Annotated in this window: 22 protein-coding genes; 17 read left to right on the forward strand and 5 right to left on the reverse strand. The window is 46.6% G+C overall.

The genetic code is table 11. The features are described from left to right. Positions 1 to 1,283 (reverse strand): retention module-containing protein (locus tag MD588_RS00005; RefSeq protein WP_265694707.1); only part of this gene is annotated, 1,283 nt, incomplete at its 3' end. A gap of 355 nt (positions 1,284 to 1,638) precedes the next feature. Between MD588_RS00005 and MD588_RS00010 the strand changes: the two genes are divergently transcribed. The 7 genes from MD588_RS00010 (at position 1,639) to xdhC (ending at position 10,815) form a co-directional block, all read left to right on the forward strand. After that, positions 1,639 to 3,033, forward strand: a complete 1,395-nt coding sequence (locus MD588_RS00010) for an HlyD family type I secretion periplasmic adaptor subunit (protein WP_265694708.1) — start codon at positions 1,639 to 1,641, stop codon at positions 3,031 to 3,033. Positions 3,034 to 3,038: 5 nt separating this feature from the next. Then, positions 3,039 to 4,352, forward strand: coding sequence for a TolC family outer membrane protein (locus MD588_RS00015; protein WP_265695166.1), 1,314 nt, complete (start codon positions 3,039 to 3,041; stop codon positions 4,350 to 4,352). Between the two features lie 19 nt (positions 4,353 to 4,371). After that, positions 4,372 to 4,965 (forward strand): OmpA family protein, encoded by a 594-nt coding sequence (locus MD588_RS00020; protein WP_265694709.1) that lies wholly within the window; start codon positions 4,372 to 4,374, stop codon positions 4,963 to 4,965. A gap of 23 nt (positions 4,966 to 4,988) precedes the next feature. Then, positions 4,989 to 5,654, forward strand: a complete 666-nt coding sequence (locus MD588_RS00025) for a transglutaminase-like cysteine peptidase (RefSeq protein WP_265694710.1) — start codon at positions 4,989 to 4,991, stop codon at positions 5,652 to 5,654. A 5-nt stretch (positions 5,655 to 5,659) separates the two neighbouring features. Beyond that, positions 5,660 to 7,588 (forward strand): bifunctional diguanylate cyclase/phosphodiesterase, encoded by a 1,929-nt coding sequence (locus MD588_RS00030; RefSeq protein ID WP_265694711.1) that lies wholly within the window; start codon positions 5,660 to 5,662, stop codon positions 7,586 to 7,588. After that, on the forward strand, positions 7,585 to 9,717 hold the full coding sequence (locus tag MD588_RS00035) for a type I secretion system permease/ATPase (protein ID WP_265694712.1): 2,133 nt from the start codon (positions 7,585 to 7,587) through the stop codon (positions 9,715 to 9,717). The genes MD588_RS00030 and MD588_RS00035 overlap by 4 nt, the downstream gene beginning before the upstream one ends. Before the next feature lie 237 nt (positions 9,718 to 9,954). Beyond that, positions 9,955 to 10,815 carry a xanthine dehydrogenase accessory protein XdhC gene (xdhC, locus tag MD588_RS00040; protein ID WP_265694713.1) on the forward strand — a complete coding sequence of 287 codons (861 nt, stop codon included), beginning with the start codon at positions 9,955 to 9,957 and terminating at the stop codon, positions 10,813 to 10,815. A gap of 294 nt (positions 10,816 to 11,109) precedes the next feature. Here the strand turns inward: xdhC and MD588_RS00045 are convergent, their stop codons facing one another. Then, a complete protein-coding gene (locus tag MD588_RS00045; RefSeq protein WP_265694714.1) occupies positions 11,110 to 14,040 on the reverse strand; it encodes an alpha-L-rhamnosidase-related protein in 2,931 nt (976 codons plus the stop codon). Positions 14,041 to 14,286: 246 nt separating this feature from the next. Between MD588_RS00045 and MD588_RS00050 the strand changes: the two genes are divergently transcribed. From MD588_RS00050 to MD588_RS00075, 6 genes are all read left to right on the forward strand, one after another. Further along, entirely contained in the window at positions 14,287 to 15,198 is a 912-nt protein-coding gene (locus MD588_RS00050; protein ID WP_265694715.1) for a LysR family transcriptional regulator, read from the forward strand. A 194-nt stretch (positions 15,199 to 15,392) separates the two neighbouring features. Beyond that, the gene (gene bfr, locus MD588_RS00055) at positions 15,393 to 15,857 is read left to right on the forward strand and encodes a bacterioferritin (protein ID WP_265694716.1); all 465 of its coding nucleotides are present in this window, start codon (positions 15,393 to 15,395) and stop codon (positions 15,855 to 15,857) included. A gap of 16 nt (positions 15,858 to 15,873) precedes the next feature. Beyond that, complete coding sequence (gene bfr / locus MD588_RS00060) at positions 15,874 to 16,344, forward strand: bacterioferritin (protein WP_265694717.1); 471 nt, start codon at positions 15,874 to 15,876, stop codon at positions 16,342 to 16,344. Positions 16,345 to 17,052: 708 nt separating this feature from the next. After that, positions 17,053 to 18,291, forward strand: a complete 1,239-nt coding sequence (locus MD588_RS00065; protein ID WP_265694718.1) for a cation:proton antiporter — start codon at positions 17,053 to 17,055, stop codon at positions 18,289 to 18,291. A gap of 79 nt (positions 18,292 to 18,370) precedes the next feature. Beyond that, on the forward strand, positions 18,371 to 18,781 hold the full coding sequence (locus MD588_RS00070) for a potassium channel family protein (RefSeq protein WP_265694719.1): 411 nt from the start codon (positions 18,371 to 18,373) through the stop codon (positions 18,779 to 18,781). A gap of 84 nt (positions 18,782 to 18,865) precedes the next feature. Then, positions 18,866 to 19,243, forward strand: coding sequence for a nuclear transport factor 2 family protein (locus MD588_RS00075; protein ID WP_265694720.1), 378 nt, complete (start codon positions 18,866 to 18,868; stop codon positions 19,241 to 19,243). A gap of 67 nt (positions 19,244 to 19,310) precedes the next feature. Here the strand turns inward: MD588_RS00075 and MD588_RS00080 are convergent, their stop codons facing one another. Further along, a complete protein-coding gene (locus tag MD588_RS00080) occupies positions 19,311 to 20,216 on the reverse strand; it encodes a LysR family transcriptional regulator (protein WP_265694721.1) in 906 nt (301 codons plus the stop codon). Positions 20,217 to 20,406: 190 nt separating this feature from the next. Here MD588_RS00080 and iadA point away from each other — a divergent pair, with 190 nt between their 5' ends. Both iadA and dcuC read left to right on the forward strand, forming a co-directional pair. After that, positions 20,407 to 21,543, forward strand: a complete 1,137-nt coding sequence (iadA, locus tag MD588_RS00085) for a beta-aspartyl-peptidase (RefSeq protein ID WP_265694722.1) — start codon at positions 20,407 to 20,409, stop codon at positions 21,541 to 21,543. 12 nt (positions 21,544 to 21,555) lie between these two features. Continuing rightward, on the forward strand, positions 21,556 to 23,019 hold the full coding sequence (dcuC, locus tag MD588_RS00090) for a C4-dicarboxylate transporter DcuC (protein WP_265694723.1): 1,464 nt from the start codon (positions 21,556 to 21,558) through the stop codon (positions 23,017 to 23,019). 181 nt (positions 23,020 to 23,200) lie between these two features. Here dcuC and MD588_RS00095 read toward each other — a convergent pair whose 3' ends face one another. Then, on the reverse strand, positions 23,201 to 23,719 hold the full coding sequence (locus MD588_RS00095; RefSeq protein ID WP_265694724.1) for a DUF4442 domain-containing protein: 519 nt from the start codon (positions 23,717 to 23,719) through the stop codon (positions 23,201 to 23,203). 263 nt (positions 23,720 to 23,982) lie between these two features. Between MD588_RS00095 and MD588_RS00100 the strand changes: the two genes are divergently transcribed. Continuing rightward, on the forward strand, positions 23,983 to 25,350 hold the full coding sequence (locus MD588_RS00100; RefSeq protein WP_265694725.1) for an 8-oxoguanine deaminase: 1,368 nt from the start codon (positions 23,983 to 23,985) through the stop codon (positions 25,348 to 25,350). A 78-nt stretch (positions 25,351 to 25,428) separates the two neighbouring features. Here MD588_RS00100 and MD588_RS00105 read toward each other — a convergent pair whose 3' ends face one another. Further along, on the reverse strand, positions 25,429 to 26,040 hold the full coding sequence (locus MD588_RS00105; protein ID WP_265694726.1) for a TetR/AcrR family transcriptional regulator: 612 nt from the start codon (positions 26,038 to 26,040) through the stop codon (positions 25,429 to 25,431). Positions 26,041 to 26,189: 149 nt separating this feature from the next. On the opposite strand from MD588_RS00105, the gene MD588_RS00110 reads away from it, so the two are divergent. Then, a complete protein-coding gene (locus MD588_RS00110) occupies positions 26,190 to 26,567 on the forward strand; it encodes an NAD(P)/FAD-dependent oxidoreductase (RefSeq protein WP_407676530.1) in 378 nt (125 codons plus the stop codon). Positions 26,568 to 26,628 lie beyond the last annotated feature (61 nt).

The raw sequence follows: 26,628 nt of genomic DNA on the forward strand, positions 1-26,628 counted from the left end.
ACCGCCTCGCCCGCATCCGGGTCGACCACATCCAGCTTGCCGCCGGTGGTCAATACTGTGTCTTCTTTCACCGTGCCAGCATCGGCATCCGGGGTTGACGGGGTCACAATAGCGCCATCGTCGCTGCCGTTAATCGTCACGGTCACGGTGTGCTCGGTACCATCCGCGGTGGTGACGGTGAACTCACGGCTCAGCGGCTCACTCGCCTCAGTCAGCGCCTGCACTTCCGCCGAGTGGTTGTTCAGCTCATACGTCCAGTTACCGTCGCTGTCGATCGTGAAGGTACCGTAGTTCTCATCGGTCACGGTTTCAGCATCAAAGACAGCCTCGCCCGCATCCAGGTCGACCACGTCAAGCTTGCCGCCAGTAGTCAGGGTCACATCTTCTTTGACCGTGCCAGCATCGGCATCCGGCGTTGACGGGGTCACAATAGCGCCGTCATCGGTACCAACAACAGTAATTATAAGTGTCTGAGTGTCCTTTCCACCGTGCCCATCATCAACCTGGTAAGACACTTTAACGTCAATGCTTTCACCTTCAGCCAAGCTGTCATAAGCACCGTGGCTTGGGTCAAAGGTATACGAACCATCGGCATTAAATGTAAGACCTGCCGGAACATCCTGATCGACCAGCTGGTAAGTCAATGAGTCGCCGTCAGGATCATTAGCAACAACATGACCGCTAATGATCTCGCCACCTTCAATAGCAGAATCCACTCTTGCCTGGGCAACGGGAGCTTGATTTATATCAACAGGAGTTAACTGAACAGGGCTGCTATCATCCTCACTCTCATCAGTGTCTAATACCGTCCCAAATGATGTATCGAAACCAGCTTCTGCCAATACATTGTCATAGTCATAGTCAATAACAACAAAGCCTTGATTCGAGGCTGTAGAGGACGCAGAACCTGCTGCTGTTGCTTCAAAGATGCTAGTTGGATCCTCTCCGGCTAAAATCGCATTCTGTATTGCTGTTATTTTATCACTGTCAAAACGGGCTTGGTCGGCATAATCAGGATTAAAGGTCACACTATTTTCCATAGCTGCCACCTTAACTCCATCGTCAGATAACGCAACACAAGTTGGACAGGGCTCCTGAACGATCACAGGTTCACCATCTCTCAAAACAACATAACGAGTTTCCGGATTTGCGACCATAATCTCGTCTGGCTGTATTTGATACTCAGCCTTAACAGCAATAACTTGATCACTCCCCTTGATAACAAATGCCATTCCATCTGCCACCTTCACATCAACGGCTTTGCTGTTACTACTTGCATCCATATATGACCACCCGATTAGCATTCACGATGAGTTATATAACCCGAATTTAAAATGAAGAAATATTTAATCTTATTGTTGCTCGTTAATTAAAACGACGTAACTCTACATGTTGCATGAAATATGCTGCATGAAACATGTTGCCCAAATAAGAATTGCCACAAAGAATACATTACTAATAAATACAACATTATCGAAACAGGAATTATTCCCGATAACAATTGCAAGAAAAAAATAATACTTTACGCCAATTTTCTGGCAGTTTATCATTTGTAATTATTTGACACAAACATCATATTTACACACTAAATAATTTATAAAATCGCAATAAAATTATATTTACTCGCGAAGAGAATTAATGAAAAAGAACACTTCTGCTATTGCTACTGATCAGCTAGATTTTGTTGATGACAAGACGGCCGCACTATTACTGAACACTCCTCGAAGCGCACGTATCATGCTGTGGGTTATTGTTTTGTTTTTTATCGTCGCAGTCGTGTGGGCATCAATGGCACAGCTTGATCAGGTAACAGTTGGTGCGGGTAAAGTTATTCCTTCATCCCAATTGCAAGTTGTACAAAACCTTGAAGGCGGCATTGTAAAAAAAGTGCTAATTAAGGAAGGGCAACATGTCGAAAAAAACCAAAAACTATTACTAATAGACGATACCCTTTTCCTTTCAGACTATCGCGAGCAGAGCCTTGCTCTGGCTGGTTCAGAGGCTAATGCAGTCCGATTAAATGCACTATTAAAAAGTGTGAGTGTCAGAAAAAATAAGGCTAAAACAAAATGGCAGGATAGTGTTGTAGTTCGACGTCAGCCTTTAGTATTTAATTCAGACTTTACTAATAAACATATTAAGTTAATTCGGCGACAAAATAACCAATATCAGGATCGAGTCTCTAACTTGGAAAATCAGCTTTCTGTTACAGCCGAGCAAATTCGCCAAAAAGAAAAAGAGCTAATTGAAACTCAATCACGATTAAATAATTTACGCCGCAATTACACCATTGCAAAAAAGGAATTTGATATAACTCAACCACTTGCTGAAGAAGGGGTTGTACCGCCAATTGAACTGCTTAAACTCCAGCGTCAGTTAAATGACACTAAAAGCGAATTAACCTCAACAACGCTGCAGATACCAGTGCTCAAAGCCGCAATTCAAGAAACTATTTTCAAACATATTGATATCGCACTGAGATTTCGTTCCGAGGTTCAAGCAGAGCTCAACGAAACCAGCGATAAATTATCCAGCCTGTCTGAATCTCAAATTGGTTTAAAAGACAGAGTGAATAGAACAGTGGTCACCTCACCGGTAACCGGAACGATCCAAAAAATTCACGTAAATACCATTGGTGGAGTTATCCAGCCTGGTATGCCCTTGGTGGAAATAGTGCCAACAGAAGACAACCTGCTGATCGAAGCCAAAATCGCGCCTCAAGATATTGGTTTTTTGAGGCCAAGCCTCAAGGCTGTCATCAAGTTTAGTGCCTATGATTTCACCCTTTATGGTGGTCTCACCGGCATCCTTGAAAACATCAGTGCAGATACCATCCAGGATGAAGAAGGTAATAGCTACTATCAAGTCCGTATACGGACCAATGAAAACAGCCTTACCGGACCAGCTGGTGAACGTCTACCGATTATTCCGGGTATGACAGCCTCAGCTGATATTATCACAGGCAAGCGTACCGTCCTGAAATACCTGCTAAAACCCGTTCTAAAAGCTAGCCAGACAGCGTTAAGAGAATAATGACAATGAGACAAAAACAGCAATTTATGAAGCTTGCGCTGCTCGCTTCTCTCCAGTGCGTCACTTTACAAGTAATGGCACAGCCACTTGAGCAGGCAATCGCCCAGACGTTGGCTTCAAACCCGGAAATTAAAAGCGCCTACAGCGAATTTATGAGCCGCAACGAGCTTATTGACGCCTCTACGGGTGACTACCTGCCCTCCCTGGATCTGGAAGCGGGTGTTGGATATGAAAATTATGACAATGAATATGGCACTAAGGGCGATTTTAATCCGCGCTCAGCCAAAATAACCTTCCGCCAGCTTATCTGGGATGGTTCAATTACCTACAACGATATCCAGCGTAACAAATCAGAAACGGAAGCCCAGCGCTACCAGCTACTTTCCGATGCCCAGGACACAGCTCTTCAGGCAACAGAAGTCTATCTTGATGTCCTTCGTGCTCAGGATGTACTCGAGCTATCCGAAGCGAACCTTGAGGTACACAAAAAGATGTACCAGGACATCAACAAACGCACAGCATCAGGTATTGGCTCGACGGCTGATCTCGCTCAAATTGAGGGACGCCTAGCACGCTCAAACACCAACTTGCTATCTGCTCGCAGCAACCTAAACGATAAAATCACCGCATTCATCCGCGTTGTAGGCAACTACCCGAAAGATTTGGCGAAACCAGAAGTAGACATCAATTACGTGGCACCAACGCTTGATGATGCACTTGAACAAGCACGGAAAAATAACCCAATCGTCCAAGTCGCCTCCAATGATGTCGAAGCGGCACACATCCAGTACGATCAGGCTAAAGGTAACTTTTACCCGACCTTCACCGTTGAGGCCTCCCAGCAGTGGGGCAAAGAGGTAAGCGGAACCCCCGGCGATAATGACGAATTTTCGGCCATGCTGAAAATGCGTTACAACCTATTCAGCGGTAGCTCTGATGTTGCCAAATCGCGCCAGGCCGCCTACCAGGTCAACAAATCTAAAGCGATACGTGACAGAGCCTACCGTATGCTCGACGAAAGCACCCGACTGTCCTGGAGTGCCATGGAGTTGGCAAACCAGCAAACCCAATACTTGCAACAACATGTCGATGCTTCGGCACAGACCGTCATCGCCTACGAGAAACAATTCAAAATCGGTCAGCGCACTTTGTTGGATGTACTCAATACCGAAAACGAGCTCTTTGAGGCCCGCAAGTCATATCTGCAAGCCCACTACAGCGGGATTTTGGCCAAATACCGAGTACTTAACGCCACCGGGCAACTGCTCTCTGAAATGCGCGTCGACTTAGCCGACAACTGGACTCAATCAGTTAAATAACGATTACAGGACATTAATAATGAAACACTCTTTAGTTACCCTGATGGCTTTGTTCCTGTTTGGTTGTTCGACAGGGCAGATCCCTGAGCCACCAGCCGTGACACAGTCACGCGATCTCAGAGACTTCGATCACGACGGGGTGATAAACGCACGAGATAATTGCGCCGAAACGCCATTGACTGCAGTGGTTGATAATGACGGCTGCCCGGTCTACGTAAAGCGAGCAGAAGAAAATGATGTACAGGTTCTGTTTGCCAACGACTCCAGTGTAATTCCGAACTCGTTTTTGCCTGAAATTGAACGTATGAGCGACTTTCTCAAGAAATATCCTGAGACCCATGTAGAGCTAAAAGGCCATGCCAGCCCAGTAGGTCGCCATCAGTACAATACCCAGCTATCACTAAAACGTGCCAAGCAGGTCCGCAAACAACTTATCGAGAACGGAATCGCTCCCGAGCGAATTAAAACCGTTGGTTTTGGCGACACCATGCCTGTCAAGAGTGATAGCAAAGAGCAGTCAAATACGCTTAGCCGTCGTGTTGTGGCCAAAGTTGTTGGCGAGAAAGGATATGTCGTCGAAGAGTGGACAATTTTTATGGTGCGCAATAACTAAACCATTTTATTGATACACACTTCGTGAAAAAAATTAATCTCTGGATCTTAGCTATTTTGCTGTCGGCCAGTGCTATTGCACTGACCGATAGCGAAGTTGTGCAAGTAGAAAAAGTCCGCCAATTCTACGGAGAAAGAGCCGGACAGCGCATGCTGTCATGGCGGCAAGTAATCAGAAGTAACCACGCTACTAACGATAAACATAAGCTCAAAGCCATCAACAACTTTTTCAATCAACTGATCTTCATTGACGATATCAAGCTATGGGGACAAGAAGACTACTGGGCAACACCGTTAGAGTTTATTGGTTCAGGGGCCGGCGACTGCGAGGATTTCAGTATTGCAAAATACTTTTCTTTGCGAGAACTCGGCATTGATGACAGTCGGCTACGTCTAGTGTACGTAAAAGCCCTCAACTTGAATCAATTCCATATGGTAGTGGCCTACTATCCGACCCCATCATCCATTCCGTTGCTGCTTGATAACCTCGACAGTGAAATCAAGCCTGCGACAAAACGGACTGATCTACTTCCTATTTACAGCTTTAACGGTAGCAAGCTTTGGCTAATGAAACAAAAAGGCCGAGGTCAGCTCGCAGGCCAGGCCTCGCGATTAAGTGTGTGGAACGACTTGCGTCAACGTTCAAACCACACCCAACTTCACCGCCCAATAATTAACTTTGATGAGTGACCGCAATGACACTATACAGACAACTTTTGATATGGATGCTGATTGTATTTTTCACACTTATCACCTCGGTGTTTGTGATTCAATTCAACACAACCCGTAACTTTTTGCGCGAGCAGCAGTCTACGGAAATCGACAACGCCATCAGTGCCGTCGGGTTGGCCGTGTCACCGTACCTAGAATCCGGAGACACCATCGCAACAGAATCGGTGATCAACGCAACATTTGATAGCAGTTTCTACAGCAGTGTCAGCCTTGATCTGCTTCAAGACGAATTAACCATTGAACGCACCTACCCTGAAGACATCTCCGGGGTACCTGAGTGGTTCCGAAATACAATTGAAATCGAGCCAATTGCAAAATCCACCACGCTAACCAGTGGCTGGATGCAACTTGCTTCCTTGTCTGTAACCAGCAATCCAGCCTATGCCTACCTAAAGCTATGGCAGGCAACCATACAGCTCACTTTAGGCTTCATCACAAGCTTTTTTTTGGGAGCTGTTATTCTTGCCATGATTCTGTCGAAAGTCCTCAAGCCACTTAAGGCAATACAGAGCCGCGCGAAAGAGATGTCCGTCAACCAGTTTGGCCAAGCCCTGACAGTACCGCGTACCCGTGAACTAAGCGATGTAGTAAAGGCATTCAACCATATGAGTGCCCAGCTTAAACTCCACTTTGAACAGCAGGCCCAGGAAGCCGACAGACTCAGAGTCAGAGCCTTCCAAGATCCTGTCTCGGGCCTGGCAAACCGCAGCTATCTGCTCACCCAGTTGGAATCTTGGTTAGGTACCTCAGCCAAAGGCGGTATCGCGCTGCTGAAGGTTGACTTAATCAAAGACAGATACGAGCAAAACGGCTATGAAGCTGGCGATCAGCTGGTACAGAACCTGGCAAGCCGTATAAAAAACCTAGCCTCTGATAACTTCACTATAGCTAGATTAAGCCAGGCGGAGTTCGTTTTGCTGGCACCAAATACATCAGCCTCCGAGTTAACATCAATTGGCAGAACTATGCTACACATGAGTTCTGAGCTCCAGAGCGATCCGCTAGATGTCAGGCCGGTACAGGCTGCTGTTGGGTTAGTTGTAAGACGTGATAGTGACACAATCTCTTCAATACTGGCACAGGCTGATAACGCCTTGATGCAAGCCCGCCAGCAACCCAAAGAGCCTCTCGCTCTGTTTGACACCAGTCAGCAAACCTCCGTAATGGGCAAACTGCAATGGAAAGCGCTGGTTGATGAAGCGATCGCCAACAAACTGTTCAAACTTAAATTCCAAAAAGCTATCAACGACAAAGGCGAGCCGCTACACGAGGAAGTCTTTGCCTACATAGAAAAAGGCGATAAATACTATTCTGCCGGCCAATTTGTCGGCGCCGTAGAACAACTCAATGCCGGCGCCCAACTGGATAGGCATATTCTTGAAAAGCTATTTCAACAGCTGACGGCCAACCCGGAACTGGGACCGATTGCCGTTAATATTACTCAGAGCAGTATCAGCGATACCGGGTTTATTCGCTGGTTAAGTAATAAAATGAAGTCATATCAATCTCTAAGTGACCGCATCCTGTTCGAGCTGCCGGAAATCAGCTTTATCAAGCACAGTAATGACACCGATTTGCTATGTGAAATGATCCACCAAAATAACTTTGCTTTCGGTATCGATAACTTTGGCCATAACTTCGGTTCACTGAGCAGCCTGAACAAGCTGCGTCCGGCCTATGTCAAACTCGACTTTGCCTACACCAACCAAATTGATGACGAAGCTAAAGCCGATCTACTCACATCCATTACCCGTACCGCCAATAACCTCTCTATTGTCACCATTGCATCGCGGGTCGAAACAACCAAGCAACAAGAAAAACTGGCCGCTTTAATGGTAAAAGGCTTCCAGGGTTTTGTTGTCGATGAAATGAACAACGAGAAAACGGTATGAAAGATCCCTTACTGACATCGCTTATCTATGTCAGCCGCTATTATGGCCAGGCCAACTCTCCTGATGCACTGATTGCCGATCTGCCACTGGCTGACGGGCTGCTGACCCCTTTTCTGCTGCCTCGGGCAGCAGAAACTGCGGGACTTCAAGCCAAGGCGAGCCAAATGGCGATTACGGAAATCCCGCCGCTGCTCTTTCCGGTCATTGCTCTGCTGAAGGGAAACGACGCCTGTGTGATCCTGAGCATCGACAAGGATAAAAATGAAGCAGAAGTCGTACTGGCCCATGACGACAGCTCACAGCAATGGATCAGCCTCGACGAACTAAACAATCAGTATGCCGGACAGCTATTTCTTATTAAGAAGCGGTTCCGTTATGACGAGCGTTCACCCGAAATACTGCAAAGTCATGAAGGACACTGGTTCTGGAGCACCTTGTGGCAGTCACGTTCTATCTATCGCGATGTCTTTATCGCTTCGATACTCATTAACATTTTTGCCATTTCCGCCCCGCTTTTCACCCGGCTGGTATACGACAAAATCGTTCCAAACCTGGCGTTTGACTCCCTATGGGTACTCACTATCGGCATCAGTATCATTTTTATCTTCGACTTAGTTCTGAAGCTAATGCGAAGCTACTTCATCGACTTAGCCGGCAAAAAATCAGATTTGTTGCTGTCCGCCAAAATTTTCGGCAAGGTCATGGGGATCAGAATGGAGGCGCGTCCCCCCTCTGTCGGCGCTTTTGCCCGCCACATGCAAGAGTTCGAGTCTATCCGTGAGTTTTTCACCTCGGCGACTATTTCATCGTTAATCGATCTCCCCTTCGCCTTGATGTTTCTGCTCATCATCTGGTTGGTGGCTGGCCCCTTAGCCCTGGTCCCGCTAATTGCAGTGGCTATCTTGATCACCTACAGCTTGCTTATCCAGCGTCCGCTTCGCCAGAGTATCGAGGAAGGCTCTCGCTTGTCTTCGCAGAAACACGCCAACTTGATTGAAAGCCTGAGCGGCCTGGAAACCGTCAAAATGTTCGGTGCCCAGAATCAGTTTCAGTACCGCTGGGAAGAAGCCGTCGCCCATATGGCTAACTGGGGGATCAAATCCCGTCGATTGACCGATTCAGTACAAAATACCGCCGGTTTCCTCCAGCAATTTGTCTCTATTGCCATGATTTTATTCGGGGTGTACCTGATAGCCGACGGCGAATTAACCATGGGCGGCCTGATTGCTGCAACAATGCTGAGCGGCCGTGCTGTCGGTCCACTGGTGCAACTGTCATTACTATCAACCCGCTACAACCAAGCGAAATCGGCAATGACAATCATCGAACAGTTGATGGAGATGCCCACTGAGCAAGAAAATGGCAAACGTTATATTCACCGTCCGATCATCCAAGGAAAAATAGAGTTTGACCGGGTTAGCTTCGCGTATCCCAACACCCAGTCAGCCGCGCTAAAAGATGTCAGTTTTACCGTTAATCCAGGGGAGAAAGTGGCTATCATCGGGCGGATCGGCTCAGGAAAAACAAGTCTGGAACGCCTGATTATGGGGCTCTACCAGCCAACAGAAGGCTCGGTACGTATTGATGATACCGATATCAACCAATTGCACCATATCGATGTTCGCCGCAACATTGGCTGCGTGCCGCAAGATGCAATGCTGTTCTTCGGCTCAATTCGGGACAATATTACGCTAGGCCGTCCACTTGCCAGCGACAAGGACATTATGAGTGCAGCCGATCGCGCTGGCGTTACCAGTTTCACTCAGCAAGATGCAGCAGGCCTGGAAAAGCAGGTTGGCGAAGGCGGTCAATTTTTATCCGGAGGCCAGCGCCAGTCAGTCGCCATCGCCCGTGCCCTGCTCAGCAAACCACCAGTGCTCTTGATGGACGAGCCCACAAGTAGCATGGATAACCGCTCAGAGATGTATATCAAGCATCAACTAGGCAACCTGGCTGACAATGACACCCTGATTTTAATCACCCACAAGACCAGTATGCTGGATGTTGTTGATCGTATTATCGTTATGGACAAAGGACAAATCATCGCTGATGGCCCTAAATCACAGGTACTTAGTCAGCTACGTGACGGCAATAGCAACCAGGCAAAAAGCACAAGCAAAACCAATTAGTCTAGGGGGTGTCCCTCGGCTTTCCACTCTATTCATCACACGCCCGTTTGCTGTTCCCAGTAAGCGGGCTGTGATATACCAAGCCAACCTCACTTTTATCAAAATAAAGTTGACTTAAAAGTCAATAAACACCAATAAGCACGAGTCCGTCCGTTTTATTTTTATGCATATGGTGCATTATATTCAGAGTTATAACAGTTATAAAAATTTCCACGCCAACCGCCAAGGAGTACGGACATGTTTAACGACAACTGGATTCATGAGCTAGCCAAACTAGACGAACGTGGTGAAGCCTGCATCATGGTAACGGTACTAGCAGACAAAGGGTCTGTCCCGCGCGATGCTGGCACCAAAATGCTCGTGACACGTGACAACCTGATTGCAACCATTGGCGGTGGTCACCTCGAACATATGGCCGTTAAGATGGCACGTGAAATGCTGCTTATCGGAGACAGACATACCAAAGTCGAACACTTTAACCTAGGGGCCCGGCTCGGTCAGTGCTGTGGTGGCATCGCAACCCTTAGCTTCGAGCCAATCGGCCAGCAGCTAAATCACCTTGTTTTATTTGGTGCTGGTCATGTCGCCAAAGCCCTGCTCCATATCGTGGCCACACTGCCCTTCCGTGTAACCTGGATAGACGAACGGGAACATGAATTTCCTGACGAGTTGCCAACTGCAGTCAGAAAGCTGGTCTCCGATGATCCGGTTGCTGAAGTCAAGGATATGCCGGCTAACAGCTACTATCTGGTGATGACCCATAACCACCAGCTGGATTTCGATCTGACAAGGGCGATCCTCAACAGAGACGATACCGCTTACTTTGGCATGATAGGTTCGCTGACCAAACGGAAAAAGTTCGATTACAGATTGACAGAGCGAGGCTATAGCCAGGAAACCATCGAACGAATGACCTGCCCGATTGGGATCGATGCCGTGAAAGGAAAGCACCCGGCTGAAATTGCGGTCTCGGTCGCGGGCGAATTAATTGCCCACTATCAAGGGGAACCTCTGGAGCAAAAACGTCCCGCTAGGCCAGATACTGTATTTACAGGTAACGAACAAGAAGCCCCTCTGTCAAGCAGCAGTATTGCCTGAGCAAAGAATCCCATGCTGTGGCAGCAAATAAGCTGTGTGTGCTGATGAGTCAGGCAAGGAAGTGCTGGTTCTTCCTAGTGTTTACAAGGATATAGAAGACGGTGATGTCAAACCCAGAAGTCACCAAAGCGAAAAAAACGCAATGCTACGTTTCGCTCACCCGCGAGAATAAAGAAATTGTGGTTAAAACTATCGATAGCCTTTGTTAATCAGCAAATTAAATCCCCCACCGACAAAATCGATGGGGGATTTATCGTTCAATATAAAGTCAAAGACTGATAACGAATGATGACATTAATGACGAGTTACGCGCATCGTCACCAGATCGGCGGCATTGACAATCCCTTCCACTCCCCCAGCAAACGTATAAGTTGCATTAGAAGTCAGGTAGCTCATATTAAAGTGGTCAGAGATTTCGAACTGATACTTCGTCCCGGCCTCGAGCGTAACGGATACCGGGGTCGAATATCGCAGGCCTTGCTGCTCACCGACGTGGCCCATCTGTAAGACCCCTCCTCCCACTTTATTGCCCTGACTATTTTTCACCGTCAGCACTTTTACGGCATTGGTGATACCAGTATTCAGCTGACCTTGGTTATTACTGTACAAAGCGCTGAAGTCATATTCACCGGACGTGGCGACCGTGAAACTCTGCTTGCTACGCAGTACTCCTTGCGTACCTTCAATCGTGACAGTCTCAACACCTTCCTTCAGCGGCTGATATTCACCATCAAACAGCAGCTCCTGCTTCGTGCCAACGCAAACAGGACGGCTTAGATTCGATCGGTGCCCTTCAATATTGACAGTTTCGGCGACGTAACAAGCATAAGCGCCTTGATCTAGGCTATCGTCATACTTCACTGCAGTGGTCAACGTTTTCACCAACTCATTATTGCGGTAAAGATTGACCTTGTTATCCCCTTTGTTTTGCACCTCAATCTGCACCTGCCCTAGGTCATAGTTGACACTCAATACCGGCTCTACCGGTGAAAACGTTCGGCTATTGTCCGTATCGTAAGGTTTGACATCATCAATTACCGTAATTGTTTGATCCGTTTCGGTTAACTCTCCGAGGCTAACAATGTATTCATTGTCCTCCCGGTTAACAGAAACCGTCTTGTAATAGCCAGACAAGCGGTTATCCAGAGGCGGTAACTTGATCGTTACACCATAGCTCTGACCTTTGAAGCTGAAGTTCTCAAGGCGGATCTCATCGCTGTTTTTCAGAACGGTATTACGCATCCATCCGGTAATAAACGGCTCGACTCGAAGCTCACCGCCCACGGTTTCAAGACCAAACACCTGTTCTATAACCATGTTCAGGTAGCCACCAACAGACCATAGCTGTCGCTGCGAGTTAATGACCGGGCCATTTAAAGAAGCATCTTGATTATAGTCACCATGCAGTAACTGTGATTTCCCCGACAGCCACTCAAGGTTCTCCATATTTGACAAGTTGGTTGCCGCGCCGCGGATCAAAGACCGATAGGCATTGTTTGCAGCTGCAACATTCTTGGTCTGGTTGGCTGCCCGCAGGCTATATGCTGTCACAAATGGCCAGATAGCCCGGTTATGATACACAGGGATCCCTGGTTGTTGCGGGAAATAAACAGGGACACCAAACTGGGAGTGAGGATAGTTTTGCATGATCTGCCGAGCCTGCTCATCGGAAGCAATCCCGCTGATAATCGCCAGTGATTCACCCAGCATATCGAACTTGTCGCTCTGAATATCACCTTTGTTGTCAAACAGATAACTAACGTACATGCCGCTTTCCTGATCCCAGAAATGCTGGTTAATGGCCGTTTTCAGTTCAGATGCCCATTGGCTATAGCGCGCAGCAGCCGCAGAGTCGATCCCTTCAGCAAGCTTTACCGCCAGCGACAAGGCACGATAATGCACCACGTTGGTCGACAAGGCTTTACTCATACCGATGTAGTTGACGTCATCATAACTCCAGCTCGAATACGTTTGCTCACGCCAGTCAAGGAAAGACTGTTCACCTGTATAGAGGCCAGTGCGAGAATCAAAAGCGGCTTGGCGATCAGCTTCCACCGTATTTTTTACCGCATTATAGGCACGGGCCGAGAACTGCGCGTATTCCTCATCAGATAATGCAGTCAGCAGACGCTCTGCACCCAAAGCCCATGTAACCCGGTCAGTACTAATAGGCCAGCTTCCACCTGTCCCCGTATCCTGAATAATCTGCTCGCCATCATACTGACGTTGGGTCTGGTCACGAAAACCCGACAGCTTGAATTCCAGGCTGTTTCTTACACGCTTCGGATCGAGCAAGGCAACAGATAGATCCGCAGCATACGACAGATCGCGAGTCCAAACATAATGCCACTTAGCGCCCGTTTCAAAAACCTCAGCTTTAATCGGCTGGTTGCTGTTGTAGCTACCGTCACGGATCTCGGAAACCGCAAGCTGATCCAGCTCTTGTAGCGATAAAGCAAACAGTGCATCAAAGGCAACATCCCCTGTTACCACTTTCGGGTTTCCCGTGATTTCATTCACATAGAGTCCCTGATCGAGTGCGTCTCGCAAGTCGGCACTGCTCGAGATACCAAACGTTCGTAGTGCTGCATTCTTATCTTCTACCGAAAAAGTCACCGTCTCATGAGAAGCATCGAAATTGTCAAACTGCTGGCTAACTTGTTGCTGGTGTCCTTTGTGGACAATTGCCGGGTCGGTAATCGCATCCTGATAATAGGCTTGTGCCTCTTCCTGTGTCGCCTCGGTAACGATCATCTCGGCGCTGCTGGTATCGGCAAAGCTCACCGTAAATTTGTAATAGCCCTTGGCAGGGAAAGTGACCTCAGAATTACAGTCTGAGTTCATACATAATGCATTGTCTTCTGGCTTTGGTAGATAAAGTGCAGCTACCCCGAGTTCTACAGGCTTCAGGTAATTCGTGTATTCAACCTGCCAGCTTTCATTAGCTATCTTGAAGCCATTCGTACCGCGAGCAGCTCGCAATACCGTTTCATACTTATTATTGCCCTGATAGACCAAACGAGCATGAGAGGAAGTACCCCAGTCACCGTTAAGGCCGCGCAGATAAAGTTCTTCTGTTATCAATGGCACATCGACCACTTCCGGCTTTTCAGTTTTGTCTGGCACTTGAGGTATTTCTTTCGCCGCAGAATCAGTGTTGCTTGATTGGCAGCCAATCAAGCCTAAAGTGGCCGCAACGGTAAACGCAAGTACAGTTGGTTTCATTAAGTATTCCCTCTCATTTAAGTTTCAGCGGTAAAATTCTGAACCTTTCCGAGCAGGAATAGAAATTGAGGAACGTCACTGGGGTATAGATAAAACCTATATTACTCGACAGAAAGGTGACCGTAATCAATAGACTGGCAAATTTGGCATTTATATTGATTGAACAAAATGTGATGCTTCTACAATTTTGATTTTCATACCACGTGAGCATGTAATACCAAACTGAACAACAGGATAAGAAGATCCATGGATAAATTACTGCAGCAGTTTTTGCTGGTCGCCCGCCTGCAAAGTGTCAGTGCGGCCGCCAAAATGGCCGGATTAAGCCAACCAACCGTTACTAGCAACCTCAAAAAACTGGAAAAGAACCTTGAGGTCAGTCTGTTTGAGCGCAAGGCAAACGGAATGGTGATGACGGAGTTTGGTCAGATCCTGTATGAGCATAGCTCACGCATGCAACACGAATACCACCAGATGATGACCCGGATCAATGAGCGAAAACAGTACCTGTCAGGTAAAATTCGCATCGGCACCGGTGACGCCTGGTGGACATTGTTTGTCAAGGAGGCTATCCACCAACACCGCCACCAATTTCCTTCGGCTTCGGTGCAGATCGAACTGGGTAATCACCTGTCTTTGATGGAATCTCTCGTTAATGATCAAATCGCCTTTTTCATCGGACATGAGATCATTGGTTTGTCCTCGAAGTACAATGTCATATTTACCCCGCTGTTTCCGACCTATGACGCTTATTTTGTCAACCCTAGCCACCCTTTGCTTTCCCAGGTTACAACAGAGGCAATGCTAGAAGAGTATCCGTCGATCACTGTAACCTATGACCTCGATAAATATAGCCATATAATTGATGACCCTTTTCCAAAACTGGTCGAGAGCCATAAACAAAAACTGGACGAAAGAACGGTATATGAAGTTGACTCACTTTTAGCCAGTATTGATATGGCAATGGATACCTGCGCTGTTATGCCCTATCCCAATGCAATGACAAAATACCTTAGCCGATTCGGACTTAAGCCCCTCAATATGGACACACCTCCTTTCCGCGGCACAGTGGGGATCTATCAACTGCCACAGAAAGTATCTGACGAGCACAATACACTGCTAGACCGTATCAAATGCTTGGCCTCACAACACATCTGATAGTGAAGTACTCTTTGATACCCCAAGTGCGAATAACATCGATTTTTGTTTCGATTGCGACTTTAAGTGTGGGGGTATTATTTTGTATTTGTCACAAACATTTACTTCCTTCCCTTCGCGCAATCAATAATCAGCACCTATGATTAAATCTGGCTAAAAAATAACATTAAAATGCCGTTTATGGAGGAAGTATTATGCAAGGCGAGAATCAGGTACTTGGTTATTTAAACCAAGTGCTTACTCTAGAGCTAACGTCAATCAACCAGTATTTTTTACATGCCAGGATGTTCAAGAACTGGGGCTTAGGTGAGCTGGACAGTAAAGAGTACAAAAAATCAATCAAAGACATGAAGCAGGCCGATGATCTGATCGAACGTATTCTGTTTTTGGAAGGTCTCCCCAACCTGCAACACTTGGAAAAGCTGCGTATCGGTGAAGATACCGAAGAGATGCTGCAATGTGATTTGGATATGCAAATGGAGCAACTGGCATTACTCCGAGAAGCTATCGCCCACTGTGAAGCTCAATCTGACTATGTCAGTCGTGAACTGCTGGAAGATATCCTTGCTTACGAGGAAGAACATGTCGACTGGATCGAAACCCAGCAGGAACTAATACGAAACATTGGCCTTGAAAACTATCTGCAATCACAGATGTAGGGAGTAGGTGACGACTATGAAAGGTAACGCTAAGATAATTGACTCGCTTAATTCACTATTAGTTGGTGAGCTCACCTCTATGGATCAATACTTTATTCACTCTCGTATGTACCAGGACTGGGGGCTGAATAAGCTTTATGAGCGTATTGACCATGAATTCGATGATGAGAAAGGCCACGCTTCCCGGATCATCGAGCGAATTTTGTTTCTTGAAGGCACCCCAGATCTAAGCCAGCGTAAAGGCCTCAATATTGGCAAAGATGTACCTGAGATGCTGGAGTTCGCGCTGCAATTGGAATACTCGATCGACAAAGCTCTCAAAGTCGCAATTAAAACCTGTGAAGATGAACAGGATTACCAAACTAGAGAAATATTGGAAGGTATGCTGGCAGATACCGAAGAAGATCATGCTTACTGGCTTGAACAACAGCTTGGTTTAATAAAAAAAATTGGCTTGCCAAACTACCTTCAGTCACAGATGGGTTGATCTGTTATTGCAATCTGAACAAGTAGATGAGCTACTTTTTCATGAGGAAAATGTTCAGATATTTATTTAGATTGGTATTACCTATATAAGTCCGGGGGAAATATCCCCCGGATGTTTCTTTGGGTGTTAGTGTCAACTTATTGCCTACTTATGCTATCAATTCACCGAAGCCCACCTGTGGCGTACCGTCGTCTGTATAACAGAGCTCGCATTTCGTTATCTCGCCGCGAGTCTCAACATGTGTATACTTGCCATTTGCGAATTTGAGCGCAGCGTCAGAACTTAGCCAATCACCATAACCACATAAGTCTACCCAACTAATCTTCATTACTTTCATGATAATTTGTCCTTTTTCAGAAAATTCATATATGAAGATAAAGCCAATTAGCAAGTTGTCACACCTATACAAAGACAAGCTAGCATAACTGTGATGAATGGCTGTATTTGTATGACCTTTCCAATATTCAAACAGAAGATTTTGTGCAATGGTTCAATTTTGTGTTCAGCATTAGCTATATCCGCCTACTACTAATGTCATTTCCTATCAAGCCAGCACTGTTCAACAATAGTTCTAACTATACTTGCCCATAGAAGAGGCAAAATCTATCCTCAAATTAAGGATATACGCAATCCGCTTACACGATTAGCAGATTACGTTACAGATGGGGGCTTCTTGATATCGTCCTCTCCGCCATAAAGGGATTTGTTATGGAGCTTTTTTTCGTACTGCTTATCCTGCTGATCACCACGCGAATCTTTGGCGAATTAGCAGAACGACTGGGGCAGCCCAGCCTTGTCGGAGAACTGGTTGCCGGTATTGCACTCGGTGCTATAGCTGCTCAATATACAGGTCTATCTCCCTTTATCGATGGGCTGGAACACAACCCTATTTTCAACACTATCACAGATCTTGGAATGTTCTTTATCATGCTGTTTGCTGGTATTGAATTACAACCAAACCGGTTGATTGAGTATTCCCGGGGGGCGCTGGTGGTGGCTGTCTGCGGAATGATTTTGCCAATGACGTTAGGTATCGGTCTCGGATGGCTCTTTCTTCCACCTTCAGAGGTTTTATTTGCTCAGTGTGTTTTTCTTGGTACCGCCCTCGCAATAACGGCGGTACCAGCAACAGTTCGTATTTTGATGGATCTTGGCAAGCTAAAATCACCATCAGGACAAATTATCGTGTCCGCAGCAGTGTTCGACGATATTCTAAGCCTACTGCTACTCACCTGGCTAACCGCGTTAATCAAAGCTGAACCATCGACGAACAATTTCGAGCTCGGAACAATCAGCATACAAGTCATTGTTTTCTTTAGCATAACAATTATTGTCGGTGTATTTGTTTTTCCCTTCGGCGGACGCTTTTTCGGCACGTTCAAACAACGAGAAATTAACTTCAGTGCACTTCTTGTCAGTGCATTGACCTTTGCCGTTCTGGCTGAGGCTCTCGAACTACACTTCATTATCGGCGCTTTTATTGCCGGTTTGTTTTTTAATCGCAAAACCATCAGTGAAACGGCGTATGACGATGTTCGAAATAAAGCCTCAGCCATGACTTATGGCTTTCTTGCTCCGATTTTTTTTGCATCCGTGGGCCTGCACCTCGATTTATCCGCCATCCTCGTTGTGCCCGCTTTTGTTATCAGCCTGCTGCTCGCTGCTTTTTTTGGCAAATTTATTGCCGCAGGGGGTGCTGCTCGGTTAATTGGCTTTTCCTGGAAGGAAGCAACCGCTATTGGCGTGGGAATGAGTGCCAGAGGAGCAGTAGAGCTGGTAATTGCGAACATCGCACTCAAAGCAGGATTGTTTCATGCTCTGGCTGTCAGCTCTCCTGTAGCAGAGAATATATATTCTGCCGTTGTCATTATGGCAGTAGTAACCACCCTGATCACACCCGTACTGCTGAAGATCATCTACAGCACAAAAGTTGACTCTGTGTCATAAGCTCAAAACAATCGTACGGTAAAAAATTCAAACAATAGAGATAATAGTCAGCGAGGCCAATGTGTTAGCTGTATTTTTAGTGAATAGTTCCATCGTTGCTATTGCGGTGATGATCCATTATGAGATTCTATATCACCTCACAAAGCTGATGCCTAAAATGACGCTTCTGCATCGATTAAGAATCGTTTTTGGTGTATTTGGCGCGCTAATCGCCCACACCGTAGAGGTGTGGATATTTGCTTTCGCCTACTATTTTATGCACCACACCGAAGGGTGGGGACAGCTCTCCGGCAACTTCGACGGTAGCCTGATGGATTGTGGCTATTTCTCCTTCACCACCTTTACCACCCTAGGCTTTGGTGATATTGAGCCATTGGGCAACCTACGCTATCTAACCGGGGTAGAATCCCTCACCGGCCTTGTGCTAATCACCTGGACGGCCTCTTTCCTCTATCTCGAAATGCGCCGCTACTGGAGTCTGGGCAAGTAGTAAAGAAATAGCCCTAAAATCGATACCATGTCCTAAGCTTAGCTATTACCCTTTTCACTCATCTGCAGCACAGGGAAGAAGCTTATGAATAAAACAGCGATTGACACATGGCACCAAATCATCGAAACCAGAGACCCTTCGGCATTAAAAACACTCCTTGCCGATAACGTCACCTTTCACTCCCCCGTCGTTCATACCCCTCAGGTAGGCAAAGCAATTACCACTCACTATTTAACCACAGCCTTTGATGTGCTTTTCAACGAGAGCTTTCAGTATGATCGCGAAGTTATCAATGATGGTGAAGCCGTACTGGAATTTAGCACCGAGATTGAAGGGATTACTATCAATGGTGTCGACATGATCCGCTGGGATCATAACGATCAGATCGTTGACTTCAAAGTGATGCTACGCCCGCTTAAAGCCATCAACCTTGTCCATCAAATCATGGCGGCCAAGTTGTAAGTGCCTTTTTGACATGAAATCCGGCAAAAGACTTCTGCGTTAGTTCAAACGCAGAAGCTAGTTCGGGTTAACTATCAGCTGCCGATAAATGTTCAATACCTCGCCAAAATTGATCGATAGCAGGACGTGTCTGACTTTTCGAACGATAACAAACAACATCAAGAGAAATCACCGTATCGGGTTGTTCGGGAAAAGCCTGTACCAACAAGCCTTGCTCTAGTTCTGTTTCGATTGCATGCAATGGTGCCCAAGCCACACCGCTTCCGTTGACAGCCATTTTAATCAAGGATTCACTAAGAGTTGTTTCAAACACCTGCTCAAGGGGGAGCTGCTGTTTTGCAATGAGGGGCTCTACGGCATTGAACAAAAAAGTATGCTCGGAATAAGCGAGGTAAGGATAACTTTGATCACCTTGAAGACGCTGTAACAATTTAGGCGCAATTACCGGAATAATATTTTCTTTAAACACCAAGCAGCGATCCAATTTATTTTCAATCAAGAAAGATGGACGCATTCCTTTCGTATCATAGGCAAACAATATGTCGTTAGAATTATCGAGCAATGCTTGAAAATGATTATCTATTCCCTGTACCGACGGATTAACAGCAAAGTTAAGTCCTGCTAATAATTGCTCCGCCTGACTCAGCAAACGTGGCAACAAATTTACGGCAAAGGAATGGAGGCAAACAATACGCACGGAGTTATCTGTTTTGAGCGAGGCCTGGGAGAAATCATCTTTCGCAACCCTAACCATTTCAAGCAAGTTTTCGACATAAGGAATAAACCTTTTCCCATGCTCGGTTAGCTCTATTGGGTAAGAGGTTCGATCAAATAATGTTACACCAACCCATAGCTCCAGCGCTTGGATCCGGCGGCTGAATGCTGACTGCGTAACATGCCTAGCCTGAGCTGCCGCAGAGAAGTTACCATGCTCCCTCAAACTCATAAAGTCATCTAACCATTTGAATTCCAATGAAATACCCTCAAACATCCCTATATATGATCTGAACGCATACTATCATTCGAAATCAGCAATGGAAATCGAAATACTCATAAAGAAAGTACGGGTATGCTGTGCGAAGAATAAATACACCAATAAATAATTCGTTACAGCTGATGAATTTTCACCTCAAGAAATAACACCCACAACATCTGGAGGAAACATGTTTACCCTACTTAAAAATGCAGAGCTCTATTGCCCCGAGCCTATAGGAAGAACCGATATTCTGTTGGCCTATGGAAAGATAATTGCCATTGAGGCCGATCTAAAACTGTCGGGACTGAGCAATATAACGACCATTGATTGTGGTGGCAAAATCACCAGCCCGGGGCTGATTGATCAACATATCCATCTCACTGGTGGTGGAGGGGAAGCCGGATTTGCCAGCAGAACCCCGCAAGTTTCACTTTCAAAATTAATTCAGGCAGGAACGACCACAGTTGTCGGGGTATTAGGAACCGACGGTATTTCTCGTTCACCCAAAGATCTCTATGCCAAAGCCTCTGCGCTTACAGAAGAAGGTATTACCGCCTTTATGCACACAGGATCTTATGAAGTCCCCACCAAAACCATTACCGGTAATATTCGTGACGATTTGACCTTTATTCCCAATATTCTCGGGGTAAAAATAGCTCTTGCCGATCATCGAGGTTCGTACCCGACCACACAGGAGTTGGTTCGAATCGTCTCTGACCTTCGAATTGCCAGCCTACTATCCGGAAAACGTGGCGTCTTACATACCCATATGGGAAACCTCCCACAACCATTTCTTCAAATCAATGAACTGCTTGAGATGGGACTTCCAATCCATCATTTCTCTCCCACCCATGTTGCCCGAACCGAAGCACTGTTTGACGAAGCGATCGGATTCGCACTCAAAGGCGGCTGTATTGATATCACCTCAGGCGGAAGCCGTTTCACGCCGCCAGAGCATGCTGTAAAGCTGGCACTAGAGTCCGGTGTTGCGGCCAATAAAATCACGATCAGCTCGGATGGTAACGGGAGCTTGCCAAGATTCGACGATCAGGGCGAGCTAACAGGCCTCACTGCAGCCGATGTCGATAGCAACCTTTTATTACTGCCTAAACTCATTGATCAAGGGGTTTCTATTGAACAAGCTATTGCCATGATGACGGCAAATGTTGCGGACTCTTTAGGCATTAGCAAAGGACGTATTAAGACAGGGCAGGATGCTGATATCTGTATTTTCAACGAGGATTTAAGTCTGCACACCGTGATTGCCAAAGGCAAAACCATGCTAACTGACAACTCTCTGCTAGTGACCGGCAACTTTGAATAAAGAGATAATAAAATGAGTTTACTTATTGCTTTGATCGGACTTATTTTTGCCGGTCGCCTTATATTGAAGAACTACAATCCGCAAGCCGTATTATTTTTAACCGGTATCGCAATGATGGTCATTGCGATATTTACCAACAACGCAATATTTGTCGATAAATCCACAGGGTGGCTCGGCTTCGATATCTTTGAGTATATTCGGGATACATTCAGTAACCGTGCTGGAGGGCTCGGCCTTAAAATTATGTTGATCGGCGGTTTTGCTATGTTTATGTCGGTCATCGGTGCCAGCCAGGTAATGGTTAAAGTGGCAGCCAAGCCATTAATGAAGCTGAACTCTCCCTACCTGATGCTAGCACTTGCCCTTATTCTCGGCCAGGTACTATCGCTATTTATTTCCAGCGCAACGGGGTTAGGACTGTTGCTGATGGCAACACTCTATCCAGTATTAATCCGCTTAGGCTGTAGCAAGGCCGCCGTGGCCGCCGTACTTGCCAGTACCTGTGCCATTGAGTTCGGGCCGGGCTCAGGCAATTCAATATTGGCAGCCCAAACAGCTGGAATGGACATCACTGACTTTTTTGTCAACGAACAGCTTCCGGTTATCAGCATATTAGTTGTTGTTGTTGCGGCTATCCACGCTTTCGTACAACGCTATTTTGATAGCAAGCTACCAGCGGAAGAACAAGCCGTACAGCTGCAAGGTAATAACAAAGATACCGAAACTGAAGCTCCTCTTTATTACTTACTGCTACCAATGCTGCCATTATTTTTCATGTTGACCTTCAGCAAAATGGGGGTCGGTACGATTCGAGTAGGAATGGATACGGCAATCTTACTCAGTATCTTTATCGGACTGGTATGTGAGTACATTCGCTATAGACAGGCCAAGCCGGTATTTGAAAAGTTGCAAGGCGTCTTTAATGATATGGGCAAGGTATTCGCAACTGTCGTTACTCTTATCATTGCGGGCCAAACATTTGCGATGGGGCTGAAATCAATTGGAGCTATCGAAGCGTTGCTGAATCTGGCCAGCAGCGCAGGTTTCAGTGCCAGTATCATTGTTCTCTTCATGGCCATCCTGACCTTTTCGATCTCGGCATTAATGGGGTCAGGAAACGCTGCCTTCTTCTCCTTTGCTCCTATGGTGCCTGAAATCGCACAGAAGATTGGAACCAACGTCGCTGACATGATCCTGCCAATCCAGCTATCAGCGGGGATGGGGCGAACTATTTCACCGATTGCCGGCGTTATTATTGCGGTTGCAGGGATCTCTGGCTTGTCTCCTTTTGATATTGTGCGTCGCACTGTTATCCCAATGCTGAGTGGCTGGTTAATCATGCTAGCAATCACTTTTACACGCAGCGGCCAGTTCATGGAACTACTTCCATTCTTGTTAGGCATCATTGCACTGATCACTGCTGCGGCTATGATTCACAAGAAAAGAGCAGCCCAAAAACGCATTAAACTGGCATAGTGATCCACCTGCCTAAAAGCAATTATTCATTCTCAACCTTGGAATATCTGCGAAGTTGACCTAAAAAAGCGCCGCCATATTACAATTACAATGGCGGCGCTTTCTTGCTTATTCGATAATATCTAATACCAACAGAATAATAAGTAGAATGTCATCAACATGCCCTCGCCCATGTTCGCAGTCAGGACTCCACCTCGAGAGAAGATATAGATGGAGCTTGCACCTTAAGTGATAATGTCAGGCTAAAACTGGCAACGGGATCATCACCATCGAGTGAGGGGCACGTGACAGTCACCGAAACCGGCTCATTAATTCGTTTACCGGTTTGATGACTCTGCTCTAGCATTTCACGGATCATTTTTCCTTGGTAGCAACTGAAAACCACATCATCTTCAGGCCGACGATAGAAGTCCCCCTGTACAGATTTAAAGGCAAGAGAAACATCCATCCCTGAGTTATTAGCCATATCCATAGCCAACAGCCCAGCAGCAACATCAGCTCCTATGGCCAGTGCTCCAAAATACATACTTTCAAGGTGGTTTTTGGTCTTTTCGTTTAGCGGTATTTTCAGCATCAAATGCTCGTCACTAATTTCCAAGATCTCCGGTGTACAATAATCGATTAACTTAACCTTATGTTTGCCAAACTGTTTCAGCATCTGATTGGCTCGAGCCATTCTGCAAGTATTGGTGCTATCCATTGCTTTATCTCTTTAAGTTAACTCATTAGACCAGTTAAGTCCGGTAACGGAAAAAAGTCAAATATGGTTAGCCAGATCCCCTACACAGGTATGTATTGATATTTATTGATCAACACCGCAGACATCAAACATAGTACGTTGATAATCTCTATGTGTACTGCCAGTAGCGCAGTAGACAATGACGATTTACCTTCCTAATTAATAAAATACGAGAAAAAGACCCTCTTCCCTGAAAAGGCTGAGATGGCTAAGGATAACTATGAATGGAAACTATCTGGCTTAAAAATCCTTTGGCAACTTACACCGGAACCGACGACGATGCCCGAGGTGGCGTGGTCATCCAAGGTGACAAGGTTATTGAGCTTATTAGTATGAGCGGCGAGCCCACCCACCCGATTGATGCTGTTGTCGATGCAAGCCAGCATGTAGTGACGCCAGGATTGATCAACGCCCACCACCACTTTTACCAGACTCTCACGCGCGCCTACCCTGACGCGCTGAACAAAGAACTGTTCCACTGGCTTCAAACTCTCTACCCGGTTTGGGCCGGACTTGATGAAGAAATGATGAGCCTGGCCACCGAAGTTGCGCTGGTCGAGATGATGATGTCAGGCTGTACCACAGCTTCCGATCATCATTATCTGATCCCGACTGGGCTTGAGCACGCCATTGATCTGCAGATCCAGGCTGCCAACAAATTAGGCGTTCGCGCCATATTCACCCGTGGATCAATGAGCCTAGGTGAAGATAACGGCGGCTTGCCTCCTCGCCATACCATTCAGAGCGAGCAAACTATCCTCGATGACAGTTTGCGCCTGATCCGTGACTACCACCAGCGCGAGGACGGAGCCATGATTCAGCTGGCTCTCGCCCCGTGTTCGCCCTTCTCTGTCACCACAGATCTGATGAAGGAAACCGCTCGGATCGCCAAGACTGAAAATGTCATGGTACATACTCACCTCTGCGAGACCATTGATGAAGAAGACTTCTGCCTGCAGCGCTTTGGCCTTCGTCCTGTCGATTACCTTGAAAATGTCGGCTGGCTAAACCAACGAACCTGGCTCGCTCACGGTATTCATTTCAATAATGAAGAAATTAAGCGCCTGGGCCAGGCTGGTGTCGGAGTTTGTCACTGTCCATCATCAAATATGATGCTGGCATCCGGGATCTGCCGTAACAAAGAACTGGAAGCAGCCGGTGCCAATGTGGGACTGGGCGTTGACGGTTCGGCCTCTAATGATGGCTCGAATTTGATTAATGAGGTCAGGATGGCTTTGTACATCCAACGCCTGCGTTATGGCTCTGCTAACGTCAGTCATTTCGACGCCCTACGCTGGGCGACTGCCGGTTCGGCCAAGGTGATGGGGCGTCAGGATATCGGTGTACTAGCCGTTGGCAAGCAGGCTGATATTGCCATGTTCAAATTGGATGATATCCGCTTCTCAGGTGCCCATGATCCACTCGCCGCCTTGATCCTATGCGGTGCCTATCAGGCAGACCGCGTCATGGTAGCCGGCCAATGGCGTGTTCACGACGGCCATGTTATCGGGGTTGACCTTGAACAATTGCTACATCGCCACCGCAATGCAGCAAAACGATTGGCACAGAAAGCCCAGCATCTAAAATCCTAAACCTAGAACCTAAAGCCGGTCCACTCGTTTATTAGTAGAACTAACTTCGGGACCGACTTTCTAAAAACAAAACCTGTCTCAGGCTTGTTCTAACTGACAACCACGGATAACTAACTGGGTCAAAAATGTAGCTGCATCAGCAAAGTCCTGCTCATCAAGCTGGTCTTTTTCCATCACCTTACAAATCTGCCAACTAAAGTCCGCATAGGTTTGTGTTGCAGCCCAAATCGTAAACATCAAATGCTGGGGAGAAATATCCGCCATAGCTCCGCGTTCAATCCAGCCGGTAAACTTAGCAATAATCATGGTTGACTGGGCATGCAGTTTCTCAGCGATATCTTCAGGCAAGTACTTAGCACCGGACATCACCTCATTGGCAAACACTTTGGAGGCGTATGGGTGATCGCGAGAAATACGCAGCTTCGCCTTGATGTATTCGCTCAGCGCCTCAGATGGGTCATCGAGTTGCTCTATTGGTTTAGAGGCTTCCAATAACGGCAGCGTCACACTTTCCAACACCGCACGGTACAAATTATCTTTTGCTTTGAAGTAATAATAGATATTGGGCTTAGGTACATCGGCAACTTTGGCAATATCAGCAACCTTAGTCGCCGCATACCCTTGCTCGGCAAACAACTGGCAAGCAACCTGAATAATAAGCTCTTGGTTTTTCTCTCTTATTCGTGACATTTATACCCTTGTCTCCCTGATAAACCTGCCAACCAAACGAAGTACTTACCACCACAATAGCCTCAATATAATGGCCTTACGACAGTGAGCCAGCACATTGTTTTATTTGGTTTTTCTATCTTAAGTGATATCCGATACCAGCGGAAGCCTTGTTATGCGGTTCATTAGGAACAAGCTGCGTCAAGCTACTGGGATTGGAAGCAGGCCGTACCGGTATTTCTGAACCTGAAGCGCAAGCGGCAGCCATCAACTACAAAACCGTGGTGATCAAAGACAAGTGCCATACCAATTACTGTGATGGTCAGTCGGATATCTACCTGAAGCTGATCTATGATGATGAAAGCAATAGAGTCCTTGGAGCCCAGATGGTTGGCCGTAAAGGCGCTGTTCACCGTATCGATGCGATGGCAGTCGCAATCACTGCCGGTATGACCACCGAACAACTAGGTATGATGGATTTTGCCTATGCGCCACCATTTGCCCGCACCTGGGACATTATGAATGTCGCCGGTAATGTGGCCAAATAGAATAAGTTAATTTACCGCTAAGGTCTCGGTTATAGGCCAGCACAGCGCTGGCCTTTATTAC

The organism is Photobacterium obscurum, from assembly GCF_026191635.1.
Classification (GTDB): Bacteria; Pseudomonadota; Gammaproteobacteria; order Enterobacterales; family Vibrionaceae; genus Photobacterium; species Photobacterium obscurum.

Bases quoted from the DNA above. Each gene is read 5' to 3' on its own strand.
- MD588_RS00010 (WP_265694708.1), top strand. From the start codon at position 1,639: ATGAAAAAGAACACTTCTGCTATTGCTACTGATCAGCTAGATTTTGTT.
- MD588_RS00015 (WP_265695166.1), top strand. From the start codon at position 3,039: ATGAGACAAAAACAGCAATTTATGAAGCTTGCGCTGCTCGCTTCTCTC.
- MD588_RS00020 (WP_265694709.1), top strand. From the start codon at position 4,372: ATGAAACACTCTTTAGTTACCCTGATGGCTTTGTTCCTGTTTGGTTGT.
- MD588_RS00030 (WP_265694711.1), top strand. From the start codon at position 5,660: ATGACACTATACAGACAACTTTTGATATGGATGCTGATTGTATTTTTC.
- MD588_RS00035 (WP_265694712.1), top strand. From the start codon at position 7,585: ATGAAAGATCCCTTACTGACATCGCTTATCTATGTCAGCCGCTATTAT.
- xdhC (WP_265694713.1), top strand. From the start codon at position 9,955: ATGTTTAACGACAACTGGATTCATGAGCTAGCCAAACTAGACGAACGT.
- MD588_RS00045 (WP_265694714.1), bottom strand. From the start codon at position 14,040: ATGAAACCAACTGTACTTGCGTTTACCGTTGCGGCCACTTTAGGCTTG.
- MD588_RS00050 (WP_265694715.1), top strand. From the start codon at position 14,287: ATGGATAAATTACTGCAGCAGTTTTTGCTGGTCGCCCGCCTGCAAAGT.
- bfr (WP_265694716.1), top strand. From the start codon at position 15,393: ATGCAAGGCGAGAATCAGGTACTTGGTTATTTAAACCAAGTGCTTACT.
- bfr (WP_265694717.1), top strand. From the start codon at position 15,874: ATGAAAGGTAACGCTAAGATAATTGACTCGCTTAATTCACTATTAGTT.
- MD588_RS00065 (WP_265694718.1), top strand. From the start codon at position 17,053: ATGGAGCTTTTTTTCGTACTGCTTATCCTGCTGATCACCACGCGAATC.
- MD588_RS00075 (WP_265694720.1), top strand. From the start codon at position 18,866: ATGAATAAAACAGCGATTGACACATGGCACCAAATCATCGAAACCAGA.
- iadA (WP_265694722.1), top strand. From the start codon at position 20,407: ATGTTTACCCTACTTAAAAATGCAGAGCTCTATTGCCCCGAGCCTATA.
- dcuC (WP_265694723.1), top strand. From the start codon at position 21,556: ATGAGTTTACTTATTGCTTTGATCGGACTTATTTTTGCCGGTCGCCTT.
- MD588_RS00095 (WP_265694724.1), bottom strand. From the start codon at position 23,719: ATGGATAGCACCAATACTTGCAGAATGGCTCGAGCCAATCAGATGCTG.
- MD588_RS00100 (WP_265694725.1), top strand. From the start codon at position 23,983: ATGGAAACTATCTGGCTTAAAAATCCTTTGGCAACTTACACCGGAACC.
- MD588_RS00105 (WP_265694726.1), bottom strand. From the start codon at position 26,040: ATGTCACGAATAAGAGAGAAAAACCAAGAGCTTATTATTCAGGTTGCT.